At 58.1% G+C, this 17,106-nt stretch carries 15 protein-coding genes; 1 reads left to right on the top strand and 14 read right to left on the bottom strand.

What is annotated here, in order from left to right:
• Positions 1 to 7: 7 nt before the first annotated feature.
• The 3 genes from FYJ31_RS07190 to FYJ31_RS07180 form a co-directional block, all read right to left on the bottom strand.
• Entirely contained in the window at positions 8 to 283 is a 276-nt protein-coding gene (locus FYJ31_RS07190; RefSeq protein ID WP_229773908.1) for a hypothetical protein, read from the bottom strand.
• Positions 284 to 320: 37 nt separating this feature from the next.
• The gene (locus FYJ31_RS07185; RefSeq protein WP_141676189.1) at positions 321 to 596 is read right to left on the bottom strand and encodes a hypothetical protein; all 276 of its coding nucleotides are present in this window, start codon (positions 594 to 596) and stop codon (positions 321 to 323) included.
• Positions 597 to 1,022: 426 nt separating this feature from the next.
• Complete coding sequence (locus FYJ31_RS07180; protein ID WP_229773906.1) at positions 1,023 to 2,570, bottom strand: ATP-binding cassette domain-containing protein; 1,548 nt, start codon at positions 2,568 to 2,570, stop codon at positions 1,023 to 1,025.
• On the opposite strand from FYJ31_RS07180, the gene FYJ31_RS12780 reads away from it, so the two are divergent.
• Positions 2,569 to 2,880, top strand: coding sequence for a hypothetical protein (locus FYJ31_RS12780; protein ID WP_229773902.1), 312 nt, complete (start codon positions 2,569 to 2,571; stop codon positions 2,878 to 2,880). The genes FYJ31_RS07180 and FYJ31_RS12780 overlap by 2 nt on opposite strands.
• 179 nt (positions 2,881 to 3,059) lie before the next feature.
• Here FYJ31_RS12780 and FYJ31_RS07175 read toward each other — a convergent pair whose 3' ends face one another.
• The 11 genes from FYJ31_RS07175 to FYJ31_RS07125 form a co-directional block, all read right to left on the bottom strand.
• A complete protein-coding gene (locus FYJ31_RS07175) occupies positions 3,060 to 4,376 on the bottom strand; it encodes an ATP-binding protein (protein WP_143723558.1) in 1,317 nt (438 codons plus the stop codon).
• A 239-nt stretch (positions 4,377 to 4,615) separates the two neighbouring features.
• Positions 4,616 to 5,503, bottom strand: coding sequence for an SPFH domain-containing protein (locus tag FYJ31_RS07170; protein ID WP_406795425.1), 888 nt, complete (start codon positions 5,501 to 5,503; stop codon positions 4,616 to 4,618).
• Positions 5,504 to 5,804: 301 nt separating this feature from the next.
• A complete protein-coding gene (locus FYJ31_RS07165) occupies positions 5,805 to 6,467 on the bottom strand; it encodes an amino acid ABC transporter permease (protein ID WP_008782666.1) in 663 nt (220 codons plus the stop codon).
• A 104-nt stretch (positions 6,468 to 6,571) separates the two neighbouring features.
• On the bottom strand, positions 6,572 to 7,384 hold the full coding sequence (locus tag FYJ31_RS07160) for a transporter substrate-binding domain-containing protein (RefSeq protein ID WP_013141051.1): 813 nt from the start codon (positions 7,382 to 7,384) through the stop codon (positions 6,572 to 6,574).
• A 55-nt stretch (positions 7,385 to 7,439) separates the two neighbouring features.
• Positions 7,440 to 8,198: an amino acid ABC transporter ATP-binding protein gene (locus tag FYJ31_RS07155; protein ID WP_008782668.1), complete on the bottom strand. Its 759-nt coding sequence runs from the start codon at positions 8,196 to 8,198 to the stop codon at positions 7,440 to 7,442.
• Positions 8,199 to 8,422: 224 nt separating this feature from the next.
• Positions 8,423 to 9,718 (bottom strand): O-acetylhomoserine aminocarboxypropyltransferase/cysteine synthase family protein, encoded by a 1,296-nt coding sequence (locus FYJ31_RS07150; RefSeq protein WP_144098990.1) that lies wholly within the window; start codon positions 9,716 to 9,718, stop codon positions 8,423 to 8,425.
• A 161-nt stretch (positions 9,719 to 9,879) separates the two neighbouring features.
• Entirely contained in the window at positions 9,880 to 11,082 is a 1,203-nt protein-coding gene (locus FYJ31_RS07145) for an amidohydrolase (RefSeq protein WP_077424469.1), read from the bottom strand.
• Positions 11,083 to 11,149: 67 nt separating this feature from the next.
• On the bottom strand, positions 11,150 to 12,964 hold the full coding sequence (locus FYJ31_RS07140; RefSeq protein ID WP_144098991.1) for an ATP-binding cassette domain-containing protein: 1,815 nt from the start codon (positions 12,962 to 12,964) through the stop codon (positions 11,150 to 11,152).
• Between the two features lie 6 nt (positions 12,965 to 12,970).
• The gene (locus FYJ31_RS07135; protein ID WP_065474464.1) at positions 12,971 to 14,785 is read right to left on the bottom strand and encodes an ABC transporter permease; all 1,815 of its coding nucleotides are present in this window, start codon (positions 14,783 to 14,785) and stop codon (positions 12,971 to 12,973) included.
• Between the two features lie 44 nt (positions 14,786 to 14,829).
• Complete coding sequence (locus FYJ31_RS07130; protein WP_065474467.1) at positions 14,830 to 15,993, bottom strand: ABC transporter substrate-binding protein; 1,164 nt, start codon at positions 15,991 to 15,993, stop codon at positions 14,830 to 14,832.
• Between the two features lie 50 nt (positions 15,994 to 16,043).
• Positions 16,044 to 17,087: a uroporphyrinogen decarboxylase family protein gene (locus FYJ31_RS07125; RefSeq protein WP_154536365.1), complete on the bottom strand. Its 1,044-nt coding sequence runs from the start codon at positions 17,085 to 17,087 to the stop codon at positions 16,044 to 16,046.
• Positions 17,088 to 17,106 lie beyond the last annotated feature (19 nt).

Genomic DNA, 17,106 nt, shown 5'->3' with positions numbered 1-17,106 from the left:
TACCCGTTCACGCCAAACCGTATAGCCGTTCCGCGTTGGCATGCGCGATGGCGTCGATAACCCGTTTCGCCTGATTCGCGTTCCATGCGCCATCCGATACCCAGTCGATGGCGATTCGCGCAATATACCTGCGGAACAGCACCGCGGCCAGATAATGCAATTCACTGATGCCGACGCCGTCCGACGCATAGAGCAACTTGTCAAATGCGCACCACGCCAGAACATTGCGCAGCACTTCCCTCACCTGCGCTCCCATATACGTATTGGCAAGGCTGACATCCATGTATACGTTGGCATGCACCGAGCAGAGAAACGCCGCTTCACGCTCGTATGGCACGCAATGCAGAAGCGGAAGTGTCAAGGTGCAGGCGCAGATCGCCGGACACGTTGAATTTCTCGTTTTCGGCGAACGAGTTGTCCGCGCCGAACACCACCCAGACCAGGGCGGCGCCCAATCCGTTGCGTTCGAAGGCTTCACGCCTGCGGGCGGGAACGGATTTGGCACGGGTCACGCCGGCATAGTCCACATAGGTGCCGGTGACGATGTCCACGGGCTTGCGTTCTGCGGAAACGGTGTTGGGAATGAAGTTGGACATGGCGATTTCCTTTACTGGTAAGAAGACAATGAATGGATTGTTAGTAAGTTATCGATATGAGTAGCTGAGGCGGAATGCGGATGGACGACAAGCCCGATTCAGGCGAAATACTCCTGAAGGTTCTCGCTGGCACCCAGCTTCTTGCGGAAGAAGCCGGTGCGAATCGCAATGATGATCAGGCCGACGACCAACCTCTTTCTGTGTTTCCCCAAACCATCGGGGGAGGAACGTTGTGGTCCACTGTAGTACCCGCGACCGGCTGATGGGGCCGTGTCTTTATTCGAAAATCATCGCTTCTGATATAAGGCGCGCCATCTCCCGGATATCCAACGCGACCCGCGCTATGATCACTCGCGCGAGCCTCGTCGGACGAATCTGTCGGCCGGCCACTGAGTTTTCAACAATCAACCGGATATGCCATCGAGCTCATTCGAGGCTGTCGTGTGCGAGCCGGGCGAAGGTGCCGTTGCGGTCGACCAGTTGACGGTAGGTGCCGGTTTCATTGACGTGGCCGTGGTCGAGGACGATAATCCGGTCCATGCCGGTTAGCACGCGGGGCCGGTGGCTGATGCCGATCACAGTGGTGCCCGCCGGACGGTTGGCGATCAGATCATGGTAGATTGCGGCCTCGGCGGTGGCGTCGACCGCGGCGGTCGGCTCGTCGAGTATCCACAACGGCTTGCCGGACAGGAACGTGCGGGCCAGCGCAAGCCGCTGCCATTGCCCGCCGGACAGGCCAACGCCGCCCCACTCCTGACCGAGCTGCGTATCCAAGCCGCCGGGAAGCCCATCCACGATGTCGAGCGCGCGGGCGCGACGCAACCCGTCACATAACTCATCGTCCGATTGCCGCAGAGCGGGATCGATGAACTCGCGCACGGTCACCTCGATGTGCGTGAAATCCTGGAACACCATGCTCGACGCGCCCAACCGTTCGGCCCACGACCCCAAGGTACGACCGTTCCCGCCGTCCGCGCCCGAGGGCAGGGTCACGGTGCCGTCCGGGGCGTCGAGGATGCCGGCGATGAGCTTGACGAGCGTGGTCTTGCCTGACCCGTTCTCGCCCACCAGTGCGACGATCGATCCCGCTTCGACATCCAACGACACGTCGTCCAACGCCGGAGTCTGAACGGCCGGAACCGACGCTGCCGACGCGTCATCCGCGTCATCGTCATGCTTTGCAACAGTCGGATACGCGTACGTCAGATGCTCCACGTGCACGCCGACCGGACCGGTCGTTTCGGGGATCGCGGGGTTCGCGCGCAGCAGGCCCATGAGCCGTTCGTAGGCAAGAATCATCGGCGTGGACGCCATGAGGTTGCCGAACGCCTCGCCAGTGGTGCGCGTGACCGACAATCCCGTCATGATGCCCACCAACGCGGCCGGGATGCTCGACACGGACGCATGGCCGGACGTCAGGATCAGCCAGAACGCGCCGCCCGTCAGCACGGCGAACACGAGCGAACTCACACCGGTCAACTGCACCGTGCGCCACGAGATACGCTCCCACATGCCGGCCATATTGAAATAGCGCACGCGCGCCTGCGCAGGGATGCCGAACGAACCGGCCGTGGCCGCGATCTCCGTGCTCGACGGTGGATAATCCAACAACCGCTCGAAATAGTTCGCCCGACGCGACTCCCTGCCGCGCTTGGGCCATAACTCGTTCGTGAGCTTCTCCACGCCGAACTGGGCCAACAGCTCCGGGACCATCGCCAACGCGATCATCAGCGCCGCCAACGGATGCATATGCCACAAGGACGCGGCCAGCATGACCATCGACGCCAGCGCGCCCACCACTGAGGTCGCGTCCGCGGCCTGCGAAGCCACGTTGTACGGGATCGCGTCGCGCGCGGCCCGCACCTGCGTCGTCACCTCGTCGTCCAACGTCTGCGCGGGAGTCAGACGCGCCAGCGCGTCGGTCAGATCGGACTGGTATTCGGCCATCAATGGCTCCTGCAACAAGTCACGCATGTTCTGCGCCAACGACGACGACACCGACATCAACACCGCGCCCACCGTCAGCACCGCCAGGATCACCGCGAACCGGCCCACGCCCAGCCCCGACCCCATACCAAGCCCGTCCGGGCCGCACGCCCAACCGATCAGCCACACCTGCAACGACGGCATCGCCATCATCACCAACATCGACAGCCACATCACCACCGTACGCACCGGACGCCTACGCAACGCATACGCACTCGTCCGCCACGACGTCGCCACCGCATCACAAAACGGCCGAAATCCCGCGACAATCGGCATTTACAACGCCTCCCCACAATAGCGAAACACAGATGTAATGATAGAACACTATGCTCTCGGCAAAGACACCACCCTACATACCGCAACTTTCCAATGACGCCTCATGACCAGCTCGGAACCGGTCCGACAACAGAATCGTTGAGCACCTCCTTATCGACCGCCATCACAAATATCGCCTGCATCGCACCACCAAGGCACCGATCACTCATTAACCAGCATCGTGAGCATATACATCGGCAAATATGTGACGCCTTCCTCTTGGAACACGTTGGTTTCCGCGAACACCATCGCCTTGTCAATGGTGTAGCCGTCAGCGCTCAACGCATTGTCAAGCGCCGCATGAGAACGGTAATATCTGCCCGACTTAATCTCCAGGGCCAAAACATCACCATCATCGGTCTCTATCAGGAAATCCAGTTCGCCAATTCCTTTTTTCGTAAAGTAATACAGATTGGTGAATCCATGCGCGGTAAGTTCCTGAGCCACGACATTCTCATAGACTCCCCCCATGTTCATCGCAGCCTGACCATCCAGTATGCCCAGTGCTGACTTTTTTCCATACGAGCTGGTCAGCAATCCAACATCGGAATAGAACAGTTTTAGCAATCGACGTTCTTTGCTGGCTCTCAGCGGGGCCACGGGGGCGGCAACATTAAATACGGGCAGCGCAACATTAGCACGGGTAAGCCAAAGGAATTCATCTTCAATCTGCGAGAATCGTTTGACTTCGGCAATAGAACTGACTTGGAATCTGCGATTTTGACTTTGCAGTTCACTAGGGATAAGTCGATACATTTCTTGAATGACCAGTCTCTTATCCTTCGGCGCATACTGCTTAATGTCATGCTCATAGTATGCGCGAATATTGGTCTGAATCGCACGCACTGGATCGATGACCTTGCTCTCAACAAACGAAGTCACTGCAGCCGGCATACCACCGACTAACAGATACCGGTGGAACAAATCCGTCAAACGCTGATGGACAAAATCAGGAACGGGTTTTACGGCACCGTAACTGTCACGAACAATGTCGAAGACGGTTTCCGACAGCCCCAGTGCCCAACAGAATTCTTCAAAATCCAGTGGATACATGATAAATTCATCCAAGTATCCGACAGGCAGGGAGCGCACATCCTCCAGTTCTACGCCCAATAATGAGCCGGAAAGAATATAGTCATAGTCTCCCCGGTCCACCAGTCCTTTGATAAAAGTGACAATCTGTGGGCATGCTTGAATTTCATCAATGAAGATAAGCGTCTTCCCTACAACCAACGGCCCTTGTGCAGCAACAGAAATACGCAGCATCAAATCATCGGGACTGGTGGCTTGCGCAAACGAACGACGCACGCTGTCGTCAAGCAATAGGTTGAACTCAGCCATATGCTCATACTCGTTCTGCCCAAATTCCTCAACCAGATATGTCTTCCCAACCTGCCGTGCACCGGTAATGAGCAATGCTTGGTTGGTCTTATGCTCTTTCCAGAAAGCAATACGCTGATATGCCTTGCGTTTCAACATGTTCCACCCCTTCGTTTCACACTCGTCTGATTTTGTAATATCCTGTATTTTACACTTATCGAGTTCTGTAAATGCCGTATTTTTGCATTCGTCACAATCTATAAGTAGATGATTCTCACACTCGTCACAATCTGTATACGGCCCATTTGCGCACTTGTCGGAATCAGCGCGGAACGCAGTGAAGCCCCTCGCTTGGAGGGGCTTCACTATCGATGGATGAGGATTTGCAAACGGGGTGATTACTTCGTCTCGGCCGCGGTGAGCATGGCCTTGGTGACCTGCTCGTAGAGGTCCTGGTAACCGCCGGGCGTGGAGGCGGGCAGCACCACGGTCTTGGTGTTGTTCGATTCGGACAACGAACGCATCACGTCAAGATACTGGTTGAACAGCACCACGTTGTTCACATCGTTGATGTCCATGCCCACGGCCTGCAGACTCTTGATCTGATCGACGATACCGTTGGCGATTTCACGGCGGTAGTTGGCCTGGCCTTCACCCTGCAGACGGGTTTTCTCCGCGTCGGCGGCGGCCTGCGTCTCGATCTGGATGCGCTGGGCTTCGGCACGCTGGCGGGTGGCCTCCTTCTCGCGCTGGGCGGCGTTGATGGAGTCCATCGCGTTCTTCACCTGTGGGCTCGGATCGATGGCGGTGATCAGCGTCTTGACCACGGTGAAGCCGAAACGGCTCATCTCGGCGCCGACGGTTTTCTGCACGTCGAACGCCACGTCGTCCTTTCGGGCGAAGGCGTCGTCCAAGGTCAGAGCGGGAATGGCGGAGCGCAACGCATCCTCCATGTAGCTTCTCAACTGACCGGCCGGATCGCGCAGCTCATAGTAGGCGGTGGCCACGTCGTTCGGGTTCACGCGGAACTGGGTGGAGGCCACGACGGTCACGAACACGTTGTCCAACGTCTTGGTTTCCAGCTGCACGTTAAGCTGGTTGACTCGCATGTTCGTCTTCATGGCGATGCTGTCGACGAACGGTATGCGGATGTGGATGCCGGCGAACTGGACCTTCAGGAACTTGCCGAAGCGTTCGATGATGTACGCCTGCTGCTGCGGCACGATGAACAACGAGGCGAACAGCAGCACGATAAGAACGACTAATAGAATCAGCACCAACAGCATGGTTCCGCCCAACATACTTGCGATGGTCATATAAAACTCCTCTCACAAGGGTCAAGCACGGCATATCGTTGTGCCGCGCCCCAACACCATCCATGCTACCAGCGCACGCCCGGTAACTGATAGCTCTCACAGGCAAGTCCAAGAAAGCGAACGTCAGATTTCATGTTCCATTCACTCCGGCAGCCACATCTTGTGCACTAATGCTTGAATCAGCCAAGTCGCACGTCAGGAACAACAAAGTCGGGCATTTCAACCAAGGAAACACCCGACTTGAATCAAGCACTGCCGCCATATAAACACATCAGAAGTGTTCGTTGAGCTTCTTCTCGCAGTAATCCTGAAGCCATCCAAGCAACGTGCAGAAGAGCAAGTAGATCAAGCCCACTTCAATGTATAGGACCAGCGGCTCGTAGTAAATCGCCACAATGCGCTGGGCCGTCATGAACATTTCCACCACGGTGATGTTCGCCGCGAGAGACGTGTCCTTGACCAATGCAATGAAGGAGTTGAACAATGCAGGGAAGGCGGAACGGAATGCTTGCGGCAGAATAATGCGGCGCATAATCGTCACATACGGCATGTTCGCCGCCAAGCCAGCTTCAAGCTGTCCCTTAGGCACGGCAAGAATCGCACCACGCAATGTTTCGGCGGCATAGGCGCCCACATTCAGCGAGAACGCGATTACCGCGGAAGGCAATGCCGGAATCGTAATGCCAACGGACGGCAATCCAAAGAAGATAACGAACAACTGCACCAGCAACGGCGTACCACGAAACACCCAAATGTAGAACCACGCGATTTGGGAGGCCACAGGTACTTTAGCCACACGCACCAGCGCCACCACAATCGCCAGTATCAAACCGAGAGCGAAGGAAATCAGCGTCAGCGGAATGGTCACAGTGATACCGGGAATCAGTAGCTTAGCAAAGGAATCTACGACTATTCCCCATACTCGTGCGTCCATTGGTCATCCTTTGTTGTGTGGTATATGTTGCGTCTGCTCGTAATCTTCACGAGGCCAGCTCATATTTCCCGGCTCCCCTAATTACAGGAGAGCCGGGAAACATGTCACTCCTGAGAGAAGTCCTCGCCAAAGTACTTTTCGGAGATCTTGGTCAATGTGCCATCCTTCTGCAGCTTGACAATGGCTTTGTTGACTTCCTTGACCAAGTCATCGCTGCCCTTGCGGAACGGCAGGTAGGCGGCCGGAGTCTTCTCGGACTTGGCGGCAATCTTGATGTCCGCATCCGGCTTCTGCTTCAGGTAGTCGAGCGCAGCAAGGCCATCGTTCAATGACACATCTGCACGACCGGACGTGATGGCATTGACCTGCTGACCGAAATCGTTAACCTGAACGATAGTAGCGCCCTTCTCCTGAGCGGTCTTGTTCCAGTTGGAGGTACCGGTTTCAGCGGCGCGAAGCCCCTTGACGTCATCGAACGAAGTGACGTTCTTCGGGTTCTCCTTGGAGGTAATGACGACACCGTAGGAGTAGGTGTATGGTTCGGAGAAATCATACTTGGCCTTGCGCTCGTCGGTGGCGGAAATCTGATCGGCAACCGTATCATACTTCTTGGCATCCACACCGGCAAGCAGGGAGTCGAAGCTGCCCTCGGCAAACTCGGCCTTGATACCGACCTCCTTGGCAATGGCCTTGGCCACCTCGACATCGTAACCGGTCAGCTCATTGGTTTTGGAGTCATGGTAACTGAACGGAGCATAGGTGCCCTCAGTGGCGAACACGATTTTGCCGGCCTGCTTGACCTGCTCCAATGCACTGGAGTTGGAAGCGGAAGCCGAACCGCATGCGGCAACCGAAACCAGCACGGCGACACCGGACAGCAAAGCCGCAGCCTTGCGAATCACTTGATTATTGAACATGACAAACCCCTCTCTTGATATTGTCACAATTAATTACAACAGCCGTGAAACGCCTCTACCGAGTCACCGGAATCATCAGCACATTGTTGGTTGAAGACAGGAACTCGACGGTACGCTCCTCCTGCGGATGTTCGAAGATCCGCTTCGGATCACCCTGCTCGACCACATGGCCTCCTTCGATGAACACCACATGATTCGATGCCTCATAGGCGAACCGCATCTCATGGGTGACCATCAGCATGGTCATGCCTTCGCTACCGAGTTGCTTGATGACCCCCAGCACCCCGTTGACCATTTCCGGATCCAATGCCGAAGTGGGCTCGTCAAGCACCAACAGCTCAGGATTCATAGCCACGGCGCGGGCGATGCTCACACGCTGCTGTTGCCCGCCGGACAGTGTGCTCGGATACCGATCATGAAAATCGGCAAGTCCCACACGATCGAGTTGCTCAATAGCGATCTTGCGGGCTTCATCAGGCTTGATTCCCTTGGAATACACCAACGGTTCGGTCACATTCTGCAATGCCGTCTTGTTCAAAAACAGGTTGTAGTTCTGAAACACGAACCCGATTTTCGAACGCACCTTGTGAATGTCGGCAGATTTGGTAGTGGTCAAATCCACAAGACCATCACCGAAATCGACGGTACCGGAATCCGCGTGCTCAAGGAAATCCAGAATGCGCAACAGTGTGGATTTACCGGAGCCTGAGGGGCCGATGACAGTAACCACATTTTGTCGAGGAATGTCAAGATCAAGCCCATCCAGCACGGTGGTGTCGGCAAAGCTCTTGCTCACTCCCCTAATCCGAATCATCCCGATACTCCCTTTTCGCTGCTGTTATGCACGTCAACGCTCGTTCGCGAAGCACAATCCCTTACCGTAGACGCGCTTGCTCACCTGTGTTTCGGCGTGGTTATATCCAGTGCCTATGGAGTGCTATTCACACCATACAACAACCCAAATTCACAACGCCTCAAGAATAACAGCGCAGGTTTTTCTCAGAACGAACAATTATCCGCATACGTAAGCGATACACGTCAGTATGCGTTGGCAATGGCTTGGTCAAGGTCCGCAATCAAATCATCGACGTTTTCCAATCCGATGGAAAGTCTGATGAGATTATCGCTGACTCCGGCGGCGATGCGCGCATCCAAAGGAACCTCGCGATGCGTGATGCGCGCAGGATCGACGATCAGCGAACGCGCGTCTCCGATGTTCGGCACATAGGAGAATACCTCGGTTCCGTCGAGGATGCGTCTCACGTTGTTCTCATCGCCGTCGACGAGGAACGACAGTATCGTGCCGATTCCTTTGGGGAAGTATTTGGCGACCAGATCATACTGACCCGTGTTGCCCAAACCGGAATAATTGACCTTGAGCACATGCGGCGCATGCGTGAGATGCTCGGCAATACGCATGGCCGATTCGACTTCCTGCCGTTCACGCACAGCCAGTGTCTCCAATCCCACCATCGACAGGTATGTATTGAACGGGCTGGGCACCGCGCCGAAAGTGCGCAGATATTTGATGCGTACACGGCGAATGAACGCCTCGCGGCCGAATCTGCTGGCGAAGCTGCGCGCTATTCCTTTGCGTTCATCGCTGACGACCAGTTCGGGAGTGGTGAACTGCGGGAATCTGCCGTTGGCCCAATCGAAGTTTCCGCCGTCGATAACCACTCCGCCGATGGCGTTGCCGTGCCCGGTGATGCCTTTCGTGGTGGAATGCACCACGATATCGGCTCCGAACTCGATGGGCCGGAAGAGGTACGGGGTGGGCACGGTATTGTCGACGATAAGCGGAATACCGTTGCGATGCGCGAGTTCCGCCAATGGTTCAATATCGGTGATTTCAGTGGATGGATTTGCAACGGATTCGGTGTAGATGGCGCGGGTGTCCGGCCCGATCTTCGAAGCGACCTCATCGAGGTCGTTGATGTCGCGCACGAAATCGGCATGGACTCCGAACTGCGGGAAGAAGGTCTCCATGGCATCGACGGAAGCGCCGTACAGGTTGGTCGGAGAGATGATGCGACCACCACCTTCGGCGGCACACAACAGCGCATACGACACCGCAGCCATGCCGGAGGCGACGGCCACCGCGCTCATGCCACCTTCGAGTTCCGCCAAACGACGCTCGAACACATCCACAGTGGGATTCGCCACACGCGAGTACGAGAAGCCCTCGGCTTCGCCGGCACCCAGCGCGTCACCATGCGCGGCGCTGACCATGTCAAACGCCGCACTGGCGTAAATCGGCGGGTTCGCCGCCTCACCGTGAGCCGCCCGGTCATAGCCGCCGTGAATAGCCGCGGTAACGAAATCCCTCGCCATGAATTATCCCCTCAATGTCATGCCGCCGTCCCTTAGGGAACACCGACGGACGCCCATACTGATACGGCACCAGTGTAGGAATCGAAGCACCGTAACACGTGCTTGCGGGTACAGGCATTTCTTATCGTTCGGTATCAACCGGAATGATAGGTGGGGTGCGTTCATCGTAACTCGTTGAGCGCTTTCTGCGCGATGGCCGTGAGAAAGCGTATGCCGTAGCCGATGGCGGCCGGATTCGGCCGGAACGTCGGCCCATGCGCGGCACCGGTCTCACCGGCACCGATGTGCACGAACAGGCCGGGCTTGCGATCAAGGTAATATGAGAAATCCTCTCCTCCCAGTTGAGGATGATCATCATCCGCGTGAAGCCCCTGCTCGGCGATGACTTCTCGTCCGATGCGGGTCCATCCGGCGTCGTTGAACACGGAAGGCGATCCGAAGAACCACGAGACATCGGCAGTGGCACCGTAGGCGGCGGCCGTGTTGTTGATGATGGCGATGGCGCGCTTCTTGGCGAGAACCCGGTCCTGCGGCTCGGTAGTGCGCACCGTGCCTTCGAAGAAGGCATCCTGCGGAATCACATTCCACGAATTGCCGGCTTCTATATGCGTGACGGACAACACCCGCGGATGGCGAGGGTCGAGATTGCGCCCAATGACCGCCTGCAACCCCTGCACCACGTTCGTCAGCACGGTGATCGGGTCGATGCCATCCTCCGGTTCGGCTGCATGCGCGCCCTTGCCGTGAATGGCAACCTGGAATTTGTCGACCGCGCCGGTGATGCCACCCTCACGTATGAGTATGGACCCAACCGGTCCGGCTGCATCGTGCGTGCCGAAAAACGCCTCGACATCGTCCAGCACACCCGTGTTCAGCACCTGCACGGAACCCGTGGGGCGCTCCGCGGTAGCACGACCTTCCTCTGCCGGCTGGAAGATGATCTTGACGGTACCAGGCAATGAGGCACGCCGTTCATTGAGCAGAATCGCCGCGCCCAACGCCACGGTGAGGTTGAAGTCATGACCGCAGCCGTGCATAACTCCGGCATTATCCGAAGCGTAGTCAAGTCCGGTATTCTCGGTGATGGGCAGCCCATCGATGTCACCGCGCAGGGCGATGACGGGCTTGGCGCTTGCGCCGCGCACGATGGCCACCACGCCGGTCCTGAGTCCCGATTCGAGGATTTCAACGCCATGCGATTCCAGAATCTCACGGATGCGCGCCGTGGTGCCGAACTCTTCATAGGAGAGTTCAGGATGACGATGGAACCAGCGGTACCATTCCTGCACATCAGCGTTCAGAGCATCGGGAAGTGCTACGAACGCCGTCGGGGATGCGCCCGATCGGGTTGTTGCTGCGGTCACCGGAACCTCCTTTGCGTGACGGCGATGACGGACGGATGCGAGGACGTCTCAATCCCTTCGGCTTCGCTCATTGTTTCACTCCTCCCAAATACGCCTCCTGCACCCGCTCGTTGCCGAGCAGGTCGCCGGCTTTGCCGTGCAGCCGGATACGTCCGTTCTGCAGCACATAACCATAGTCGGCGATCGAGAGAGCCAGCTCGGCCTGCTGTTCGACCATGAGCACGGAAACGCCCAATTCGTCACGCAGTCGCGCTATCTGTTCGAGTACGTCTTCGACGAGTTTGGGAGACAAGCCCATCGTCGGCTCGTCCATGCAGATGATCTTCGGGCGACTCATCAGGGCTCGCGCGAACGCCAGCATCTGCTGCTCGCCGCCGGACATCGTGCCGGCCTGCTGCATACGACGTTCCTTCAAACGCGGGAAACGATCGTACATGGCTTCCAGATCGCCGGCCACACCCTCCCCGTCGTGTCGCGTATAGGCGCCAGACAACAGATTCTCCTCCACCGTCATCTGCGGAAACACGCGCCTCGCCTCGGGCACGGCGGCGATACCGGCTTGGACCCGTCTGCGCGTGGACAGTCCGGTCACATCCTCGCCTTGGAACCACAGCGAACCGGTCTTCGGATGATTGATGCCCAAAATCGTCTTCATCGTGGTCGACTTGCCGGAAGCGTTGCCTCCCAGCAGAGAGACGATGGCCCCTTTGGGTACGCAGATCGACACGTTCTGCAACGCGTGGACCTGCCCGTAATACACATTCACTCCATCGAGCGCAAGCAGGGCATCCCCGCCATCATCCAACGTCCCGGTTTCATCTCGTCCGGTACCGGCACCGGTGCCCTCGACTTCGACGACGGCACCAATGGAGTTCTGCATCGCAAGCACATGCGACTGCCCGGCGACCCGGGTATGGTTCATCTCACGCCGCTTGCCGAGATACGCCTCGACCACCTGCGGGGCATTGCGCACATCATCCGGGGCGCCTTGCGCGATGACGCGGCCGCCATCCATCGCAAGCACACGGTCGGACAATGCAGTGACCAGATCGATCTTGTGCTCGACCAATAGGATGGTATGTCCCTGCGCTTTCAGATACTGCAGTTGACGAAGCACTTCGGCGGTCTCCGACTGGTTCATGCCGGCGGTCGGCTCATCGAGCAGCAGGATCTTCGGTTCGCTGATGTGGGCACGGGCGATTTCGGTACGACGACGATTCGCGTACGACAACGTGTAGGTGCAATCCCGTCGACGCGCGCTCAGTCGTTCACGGAAACGGTCGATCTCCCGATCCACGCGGATGTTCACCTCATCGGCTTCGCGCCGAGTCCGCGGTCCGGGAACCAGCGCCACGCCGGTCTCGGCGAGCAACGACAGCCAACGCGCGATCGGATACCTTTGCAGGCTTTTGAACGGGCGTGCCGCGACGAGTCGCCGGTGATATCCGAGATTGATGTTCTCTTCGACGGTAAGACCGCCGAACACACGACCGTTCTGGAAGGTGCGTAGCAGTCCCCGTTCAGACATGTCCGCAGGGCTCAGACCGGCAACCGGCTCGTCGGCAAGATCGATGAGCCCGGAATCAGGCTGCAGAAAACCGGAGATCAGGTTGATTGTGGTCGATTTTCCCGAACCGTTCGGGCCGATGATGGAAATGACCTCACCTTGATGCAGGTCGAAAGAGACCTTGTTGACGGCATGCAGCCCCTCGAAGGACTTGTCGAGCTCGCGCACGCGCAGCATCACCGGCGCGTCAAGGACGGCCTGGCGGTGTCTTTCGGAATATTCAGCCAGATCATCCGCGTTATCGAGGCATTCGTTGTCGATATCGATGCCGGTCACGGCGTCTACGGTGGAAAATACGGTCTCGGAATCGGTCATGGCGACTCAGCCTTTCCGGGCGAACAGGCCCTGGGGACGGAACAAGATGACAAGCACCAGCAGCACGCCATACAGCAGGATGCGCGCATCGGAGGCGAAACGCAGCAACTCGGGCGCTCCGATCAGCACTATGGAGCCAAGCACCGCGCCGAGCGGAGAGTTCATACCACCAAGCACGATGATGGTCAGGATGAGAATCGACATGTTCGAGTTGAAGATCGTCGGATCAATGTACGTGTACTGGTGCGCGAGCAACGAACCGGCGAGACCTGCGAAAAACGCGGCAAGCGCATACGCGAGCGCCTTATAGGCGCCAGTGCGGATGGACAGCGCCTCCGAAGCCTCGCGATCCGATCCCACGGCCTCGAACACGCGCCCCAGATGAGCGGTTCGGATACGCATGACGATGACCAGCGTGACAAGCAGCACGATCACGTCAAGCAGATACATCATCTGCTGCGTGTACAGCGTGACGCCGAACACCTTCGGGAACGGAATGCCCTGAATGCCAAGAGACCCCTTGGTCAACGGCTCGGCGAGGCGAATGATCGCCACCATCACCGCACCTACGCCGATGGTGGCGATGGCGACATAATGGCCGGAAAACCTCCATACGGGGAAGGTGAGCACCGAGGCGGCAAGCGCCGCGATCACACCTGCGGCGGGCAACGCCACCAGGAAGGGCCAATGCGCCTGCGTGGCCAGAATCGCGGAGGCATAGGCACCCACGGCGAACGGTCCTGCCATGCCCAGAATCGTTTGGCCTGCGGAGCCGGAAATCAACGTCAGTCCCACGGCGGCTATGGCATAGATGGCGACCTGAGTGCCCACGCCGGACAGGTAGTCATTGAAGAAGAACGGGGTGGATACGAGTGCCACGGCACCGATGAGATTACCCCACCAAGGCAGCGCGACCGCCCTGCCGCCTCCCAGGAACGTGCCGGTAAGCGGCTCGGATTTGACATCGGTCTTCGGCCCAAGCAGACCCTGCGGCTTCACGATGAGGATGATGATCAACGCGCCGAAGGTGATGAGGTCATGTGCACCGTCTCCGAATAGAGAGATGCCGAACGCTTCCACCACACCGAGCACAAGACCGCCGACCACGGCTCCCGGGATGGAGCCTAGACCGCCGATCGTGGCCGCCACGAACGCCGTCATACCAATGGTGCCGCCGTTCATCGGATTGATGTTGCCGTTGAACAAGCCCACGAAGATGCCGGAAACGCCGGCGAGTACGGCACCGATCACAAAGGAGAGGTTACGGATGGCCTTCACCGGGATGCCCATCTGCATGGCGGCTTCGGGATCCTGGGAAGTGGCGCGAATGGCCTGCCCCGCTTTGCCGAACTTGAGGAATGCCCATAAGCCAAGCATCGAGAGGACGGCAAGCGTCACCATCACGATGTCCGAAGTGCCGAAGCGCACGCCGGCGACTTGCAGGTTATAGGTCTGCAGCAGTTTCGGGAACGGTCGGGTCTGTGGCCCGAAAACGATCTGCAGACCATTGTCGAGCACCTGGCCGACGCCAATGGTGGCGAGCAGCGCCGCAATCGGTTTACGGCCTTCAAGCGGAGCGATGATCGCCACGTTCATGATCAGCCCCAGCAGTGCGGTAACCACGAGCACCGCCACGAATGTGGGCACGATTCCCCATCCCCATGACGAACCGAGCCACCAGGCGATCATCATGCCCACGGCCACGATGGAACCTTGGGCGAAGTTGGCCACGTTGGTGACGCCGAAGATCAGCGACATGCCGACTGCGACCAGCGCATAGGCGCTGCCGTGTATCAGTCCGGCGAAAAGAACATCAAACATTGTGTGCGTTACCTCGTTCGTGGTGTATGGGAAAGCCCGGGGAATCAACCTTCGTATTGTTCGAACTTGCCATCTTTGACGATGAGCAGAATCGGATCGATGTTATCGGCGCGACGACTCTGCCGATTGAATTTGAACGTGCCGCCATTGCCCTGGTAGAGCGGGAAATCCGTCACGGTCTGCAGCGCCTTCTGTATGCCTTCACGGGTCGGTTCGGTCTTGTTGGCGGCATAGGCCAGATCGATGATCGCCTCGTAGGCGGTCACTTCGAAATTGCCCGGGTTGTTGCCGTACTTGGCCTTGAAGTCCTTGACGAACTGCTGGGCCTTGGCGTCCTTGGTGCCGGTGGCGGAGAAGGATCCGGTGATGATCGAACCCTCGGCGTTTTTGCCGGCGAGATCGAGGAACTCCTTGGTTTCCTGACCACCGAAGTACAGGCCGTCGTACCCCAGCTTGTCGCGCAGGGTATTGATCACCAGAGCGCCGTCCGGCCCGTAGCCGATGTCGACCACCGCGTCAGGCTTGGCATCGCGCGCAGGAATCAGAATCGGCGACAAGTCGGTGGAATCGGGCAGATAGCTGGACTCGTACACAATCTGGGTACCGTTTTTCTCGGCCTCCTGCTTGAAGTACCGATAGGCCTGTTTGCCCCAGTCGTTCTCGATGTAGACCACCGCGATCCTCTTGGCTTTTTTGGCCACTATATCCGCGTTAGTCTTCTGATACTTGTCCTGACCGATTTGGGGAGTCCATACGTGGTCCCCGGTATCGGTAAAGGTGGGTGCCGAATTATTGAAACCGTAATGCACGAGGCCGGCCTGCTGGAAGATGGGCGACGCGGCCGAGGATGCGGGCGAGGCATAGTCACCCACCACGGCGATGATCGACTTGTCCGACACGATCTTGGGAGCCACTGCGGCGTCTTGCTTGGCATCGGACTGCGTGTCATAGTATCGAAGACCAAGCTTCTTACCCTTGACGCCGCCATCCTTGTTCACCTTGGCAACCGCCAGATCGAAGCCTTGCTGGAACAGTTTGCCGTATTGCGCATATTGCCCGGTCTTCGGATATATGACTCCGATGTTCACGGTGTCGTCGCTGGAACCGCTGGCGGCATCCCCGCCAAGGCCGCATGCGGAGACGCCAATCAGTGTTCCCGCAGTGACCACGGATGCGATCGCCGTACGGATGATTGTCTTGATGGTCATGATGTTCCCTTCTCTATTCGAATAATCATGAAGCGTAAATGGGGACCGGCTCAGCCCACGCGGATGTCGCTCAATGCCTGCAGCGCTTCGTCGCCCGCCGGGGTCGGAACCGTGCAGCTTGGTGCCAGCAAAAACGGTTTGCCCGTACGAAGCGCGATGGTCTTGGCCAATTCGCGGCGCACCTGTTCGACGTCACCGTCCGGCGTGAACAGGTCGTACGGGGCACCGGCGACCGGCACAGCCGTCAGGTCGGCATCCACCTGCGGGTTTCCCGGTTGATACTGATCCCACTGCAGCAGGTCCACACCCTTCACGTCGAACCAATTCGGGTGGGATTCAGCACGACAGGTGTGCAGCAGCACCACGGCGTCCGGGTTGGCGCGATGCACCGCGTCAATCACGATGCGATCGTATGGTTCGGAGAATTCAAGATAGCGTTGCGCGTCGAAATAACCCTCGCTCACTGTGCCGGTGAGCGCGTAGAACACGCCGTCGAGTCCCGCTCCGCCTTCGGATTCGGGACGAACCAACGCACGCGCATAGGAGGCGAGTGTGCGGGCGATGTTGGCGAGCGCCAGCTTGGCGACATCAGGCTGATTGAAGATCAGATCTTCGACGCGGAGCGTCGCGGTGGCGTAATCGTCACCCGGGTACAGCGGCAGATCGGCGATCTGCAGCAGGACGGACAATGGCGAAAAGACGGTCTGCAGCACGGCACGATCCTCAAGGCCATGCCGGATAAGGGCGGCGGCGGCCAGAGCCTCGGCGAAATACTCATTGTCACGAACGTCGAGTTCCTTGACTCCACGCACATCATCCGGTTCGGTGATCGCGGCGCCGATCTTCTTCGGCAGCACGAATCCGGCATAATCGTTGCGATCGTACCGAGAGCCCCAAGCCTCGGCATAGTATATGGCGCGCGGATTGATCTTCACCCATTCCCAATCCCAGCGATTGACGAAATCGATGGTGGCCTTGGCGAATTCCTCGGCACCGTATTCATGACCGACAAGATGCTGCCAGGCGCTAACCAGATACGGCGTCCGGGACTGATGATTGACGATGGCGTGGAAGTCGGCGCGACGATTGACCATATTGGGGTCCCTTCTTCTG

Origin of the sequence: Bifidobacterium sp. WCA-178-WT-4B (assembly GCF_009696495.1) — a bacterium.
In the GTDB taxonomy this organism is placed as follows: Bacteria; Actinomycetota; Actinomycetes; order Actinomycetales; family Bifidobacteriaceae; genus Bifidobacterium; species Bifidobacterium infantis.
The sequence above is the reverse complement of the archived record's forward strand: the minus strand, read 5'-3'. Positions and strand labels throughout refer to the sequence as shown.

Coding starts and splice junctions, on each gene's coding strand:
- FYJ31_RS07190 (WP_229773908.1), bottom strand. CDS start 283: ATGGATGTCAGCCTTGCCAATACGTATATGGGAGCGCAGGTGAGGGAA.
- FYJ31_RS07185 (WP_141676189.1), bottom strand. CDS start 596: ATGTCCAACTTCATTCCCAACACCGTTTCCGCAGAACGCAAGCCCGTG.
- FYJ31_RS12780 (WP_229773902.1), top strand. CDS start 2,569: ATGTTCTGCGCCAACGACGACGACACCGACATCAACACCGCGCCCACC.
- FYJ31_RS07180 (WP_229773906.1), bottom strand. CDS start 2,570: ATGCGTGACTTGTTGCAGGAGCCATTGATGGCCGAATACCAGTCCGAT.
- FYJ31_RS07175 (WP_143723558.1), bottom strand. CDS start 4,376: ATGTTGAAACGCAAGGCATATCAGCGTATTGCTTTCTGGAAAGAGCAT.
- FYJ31_RS07170 (WP_406795425.1), bottom strand. CDS start 5,503: ATGCTGTTGGTGCTGATTCTATTAGTCGTTCTTATCGTGCTGCTGTTC.
- FYJ31_RS07165 (WP_008782666.1), bottom strand. CDS start 6,467: ATGGACGCACGAGTATGGGGAATAGTCGTAGATTCCTTTGCTAAGCTA.
- FYJ31_RS07160 (WP_013141051.1), bottom strand. CDS start 7,384: ATGTTCAATAATCAAGTGATTCGCAAGGCTGCGGCTTTGCTGTCCGGT.
- FYJ31_RS07155 (WP_008782668.1), bottom strand. CDS start 8,198: ATGATTCGGATTAGGGGAGTGAGCAAGAGCTTTGCCGACACCACCGTG.
- FYJ31_RS07150 (WP_144098990.1), bottom strand. CDS start 9,718: ATGGCGAGGGATTTCGTTACCGCGGCTATTCACGGCGGCTATGACCGG.
- FYJ31_RS07140 (WP_144098991.1), bottom strand. CDS start 12,964: ATGACCGATTCCGAGACCGTATTTTCCACCGTAGACGCCGTGACCGGC.
- FYJ31_RS07135 (WP_065474464.1), bottom strand. CDS start 14,785: ATGTTTGATGTTCTTTTCGCCGGACTGATACACGGCAGCGCCTATGCG.
- FYJ31_RS07130 (WP_065474467.1), bottom strand. CDS start 15,993: ATGACCATCAAGACAATCATCCGTACGGCGATCGCATCCGTGGTCACT.
- FYJ31_RS07125 (WP_154536365.1), bottom strand. CDS start 17,087: ATGGTCAATCGTCGCGCCGACTTCCACGCCATCGTCAATCATCAGTCC.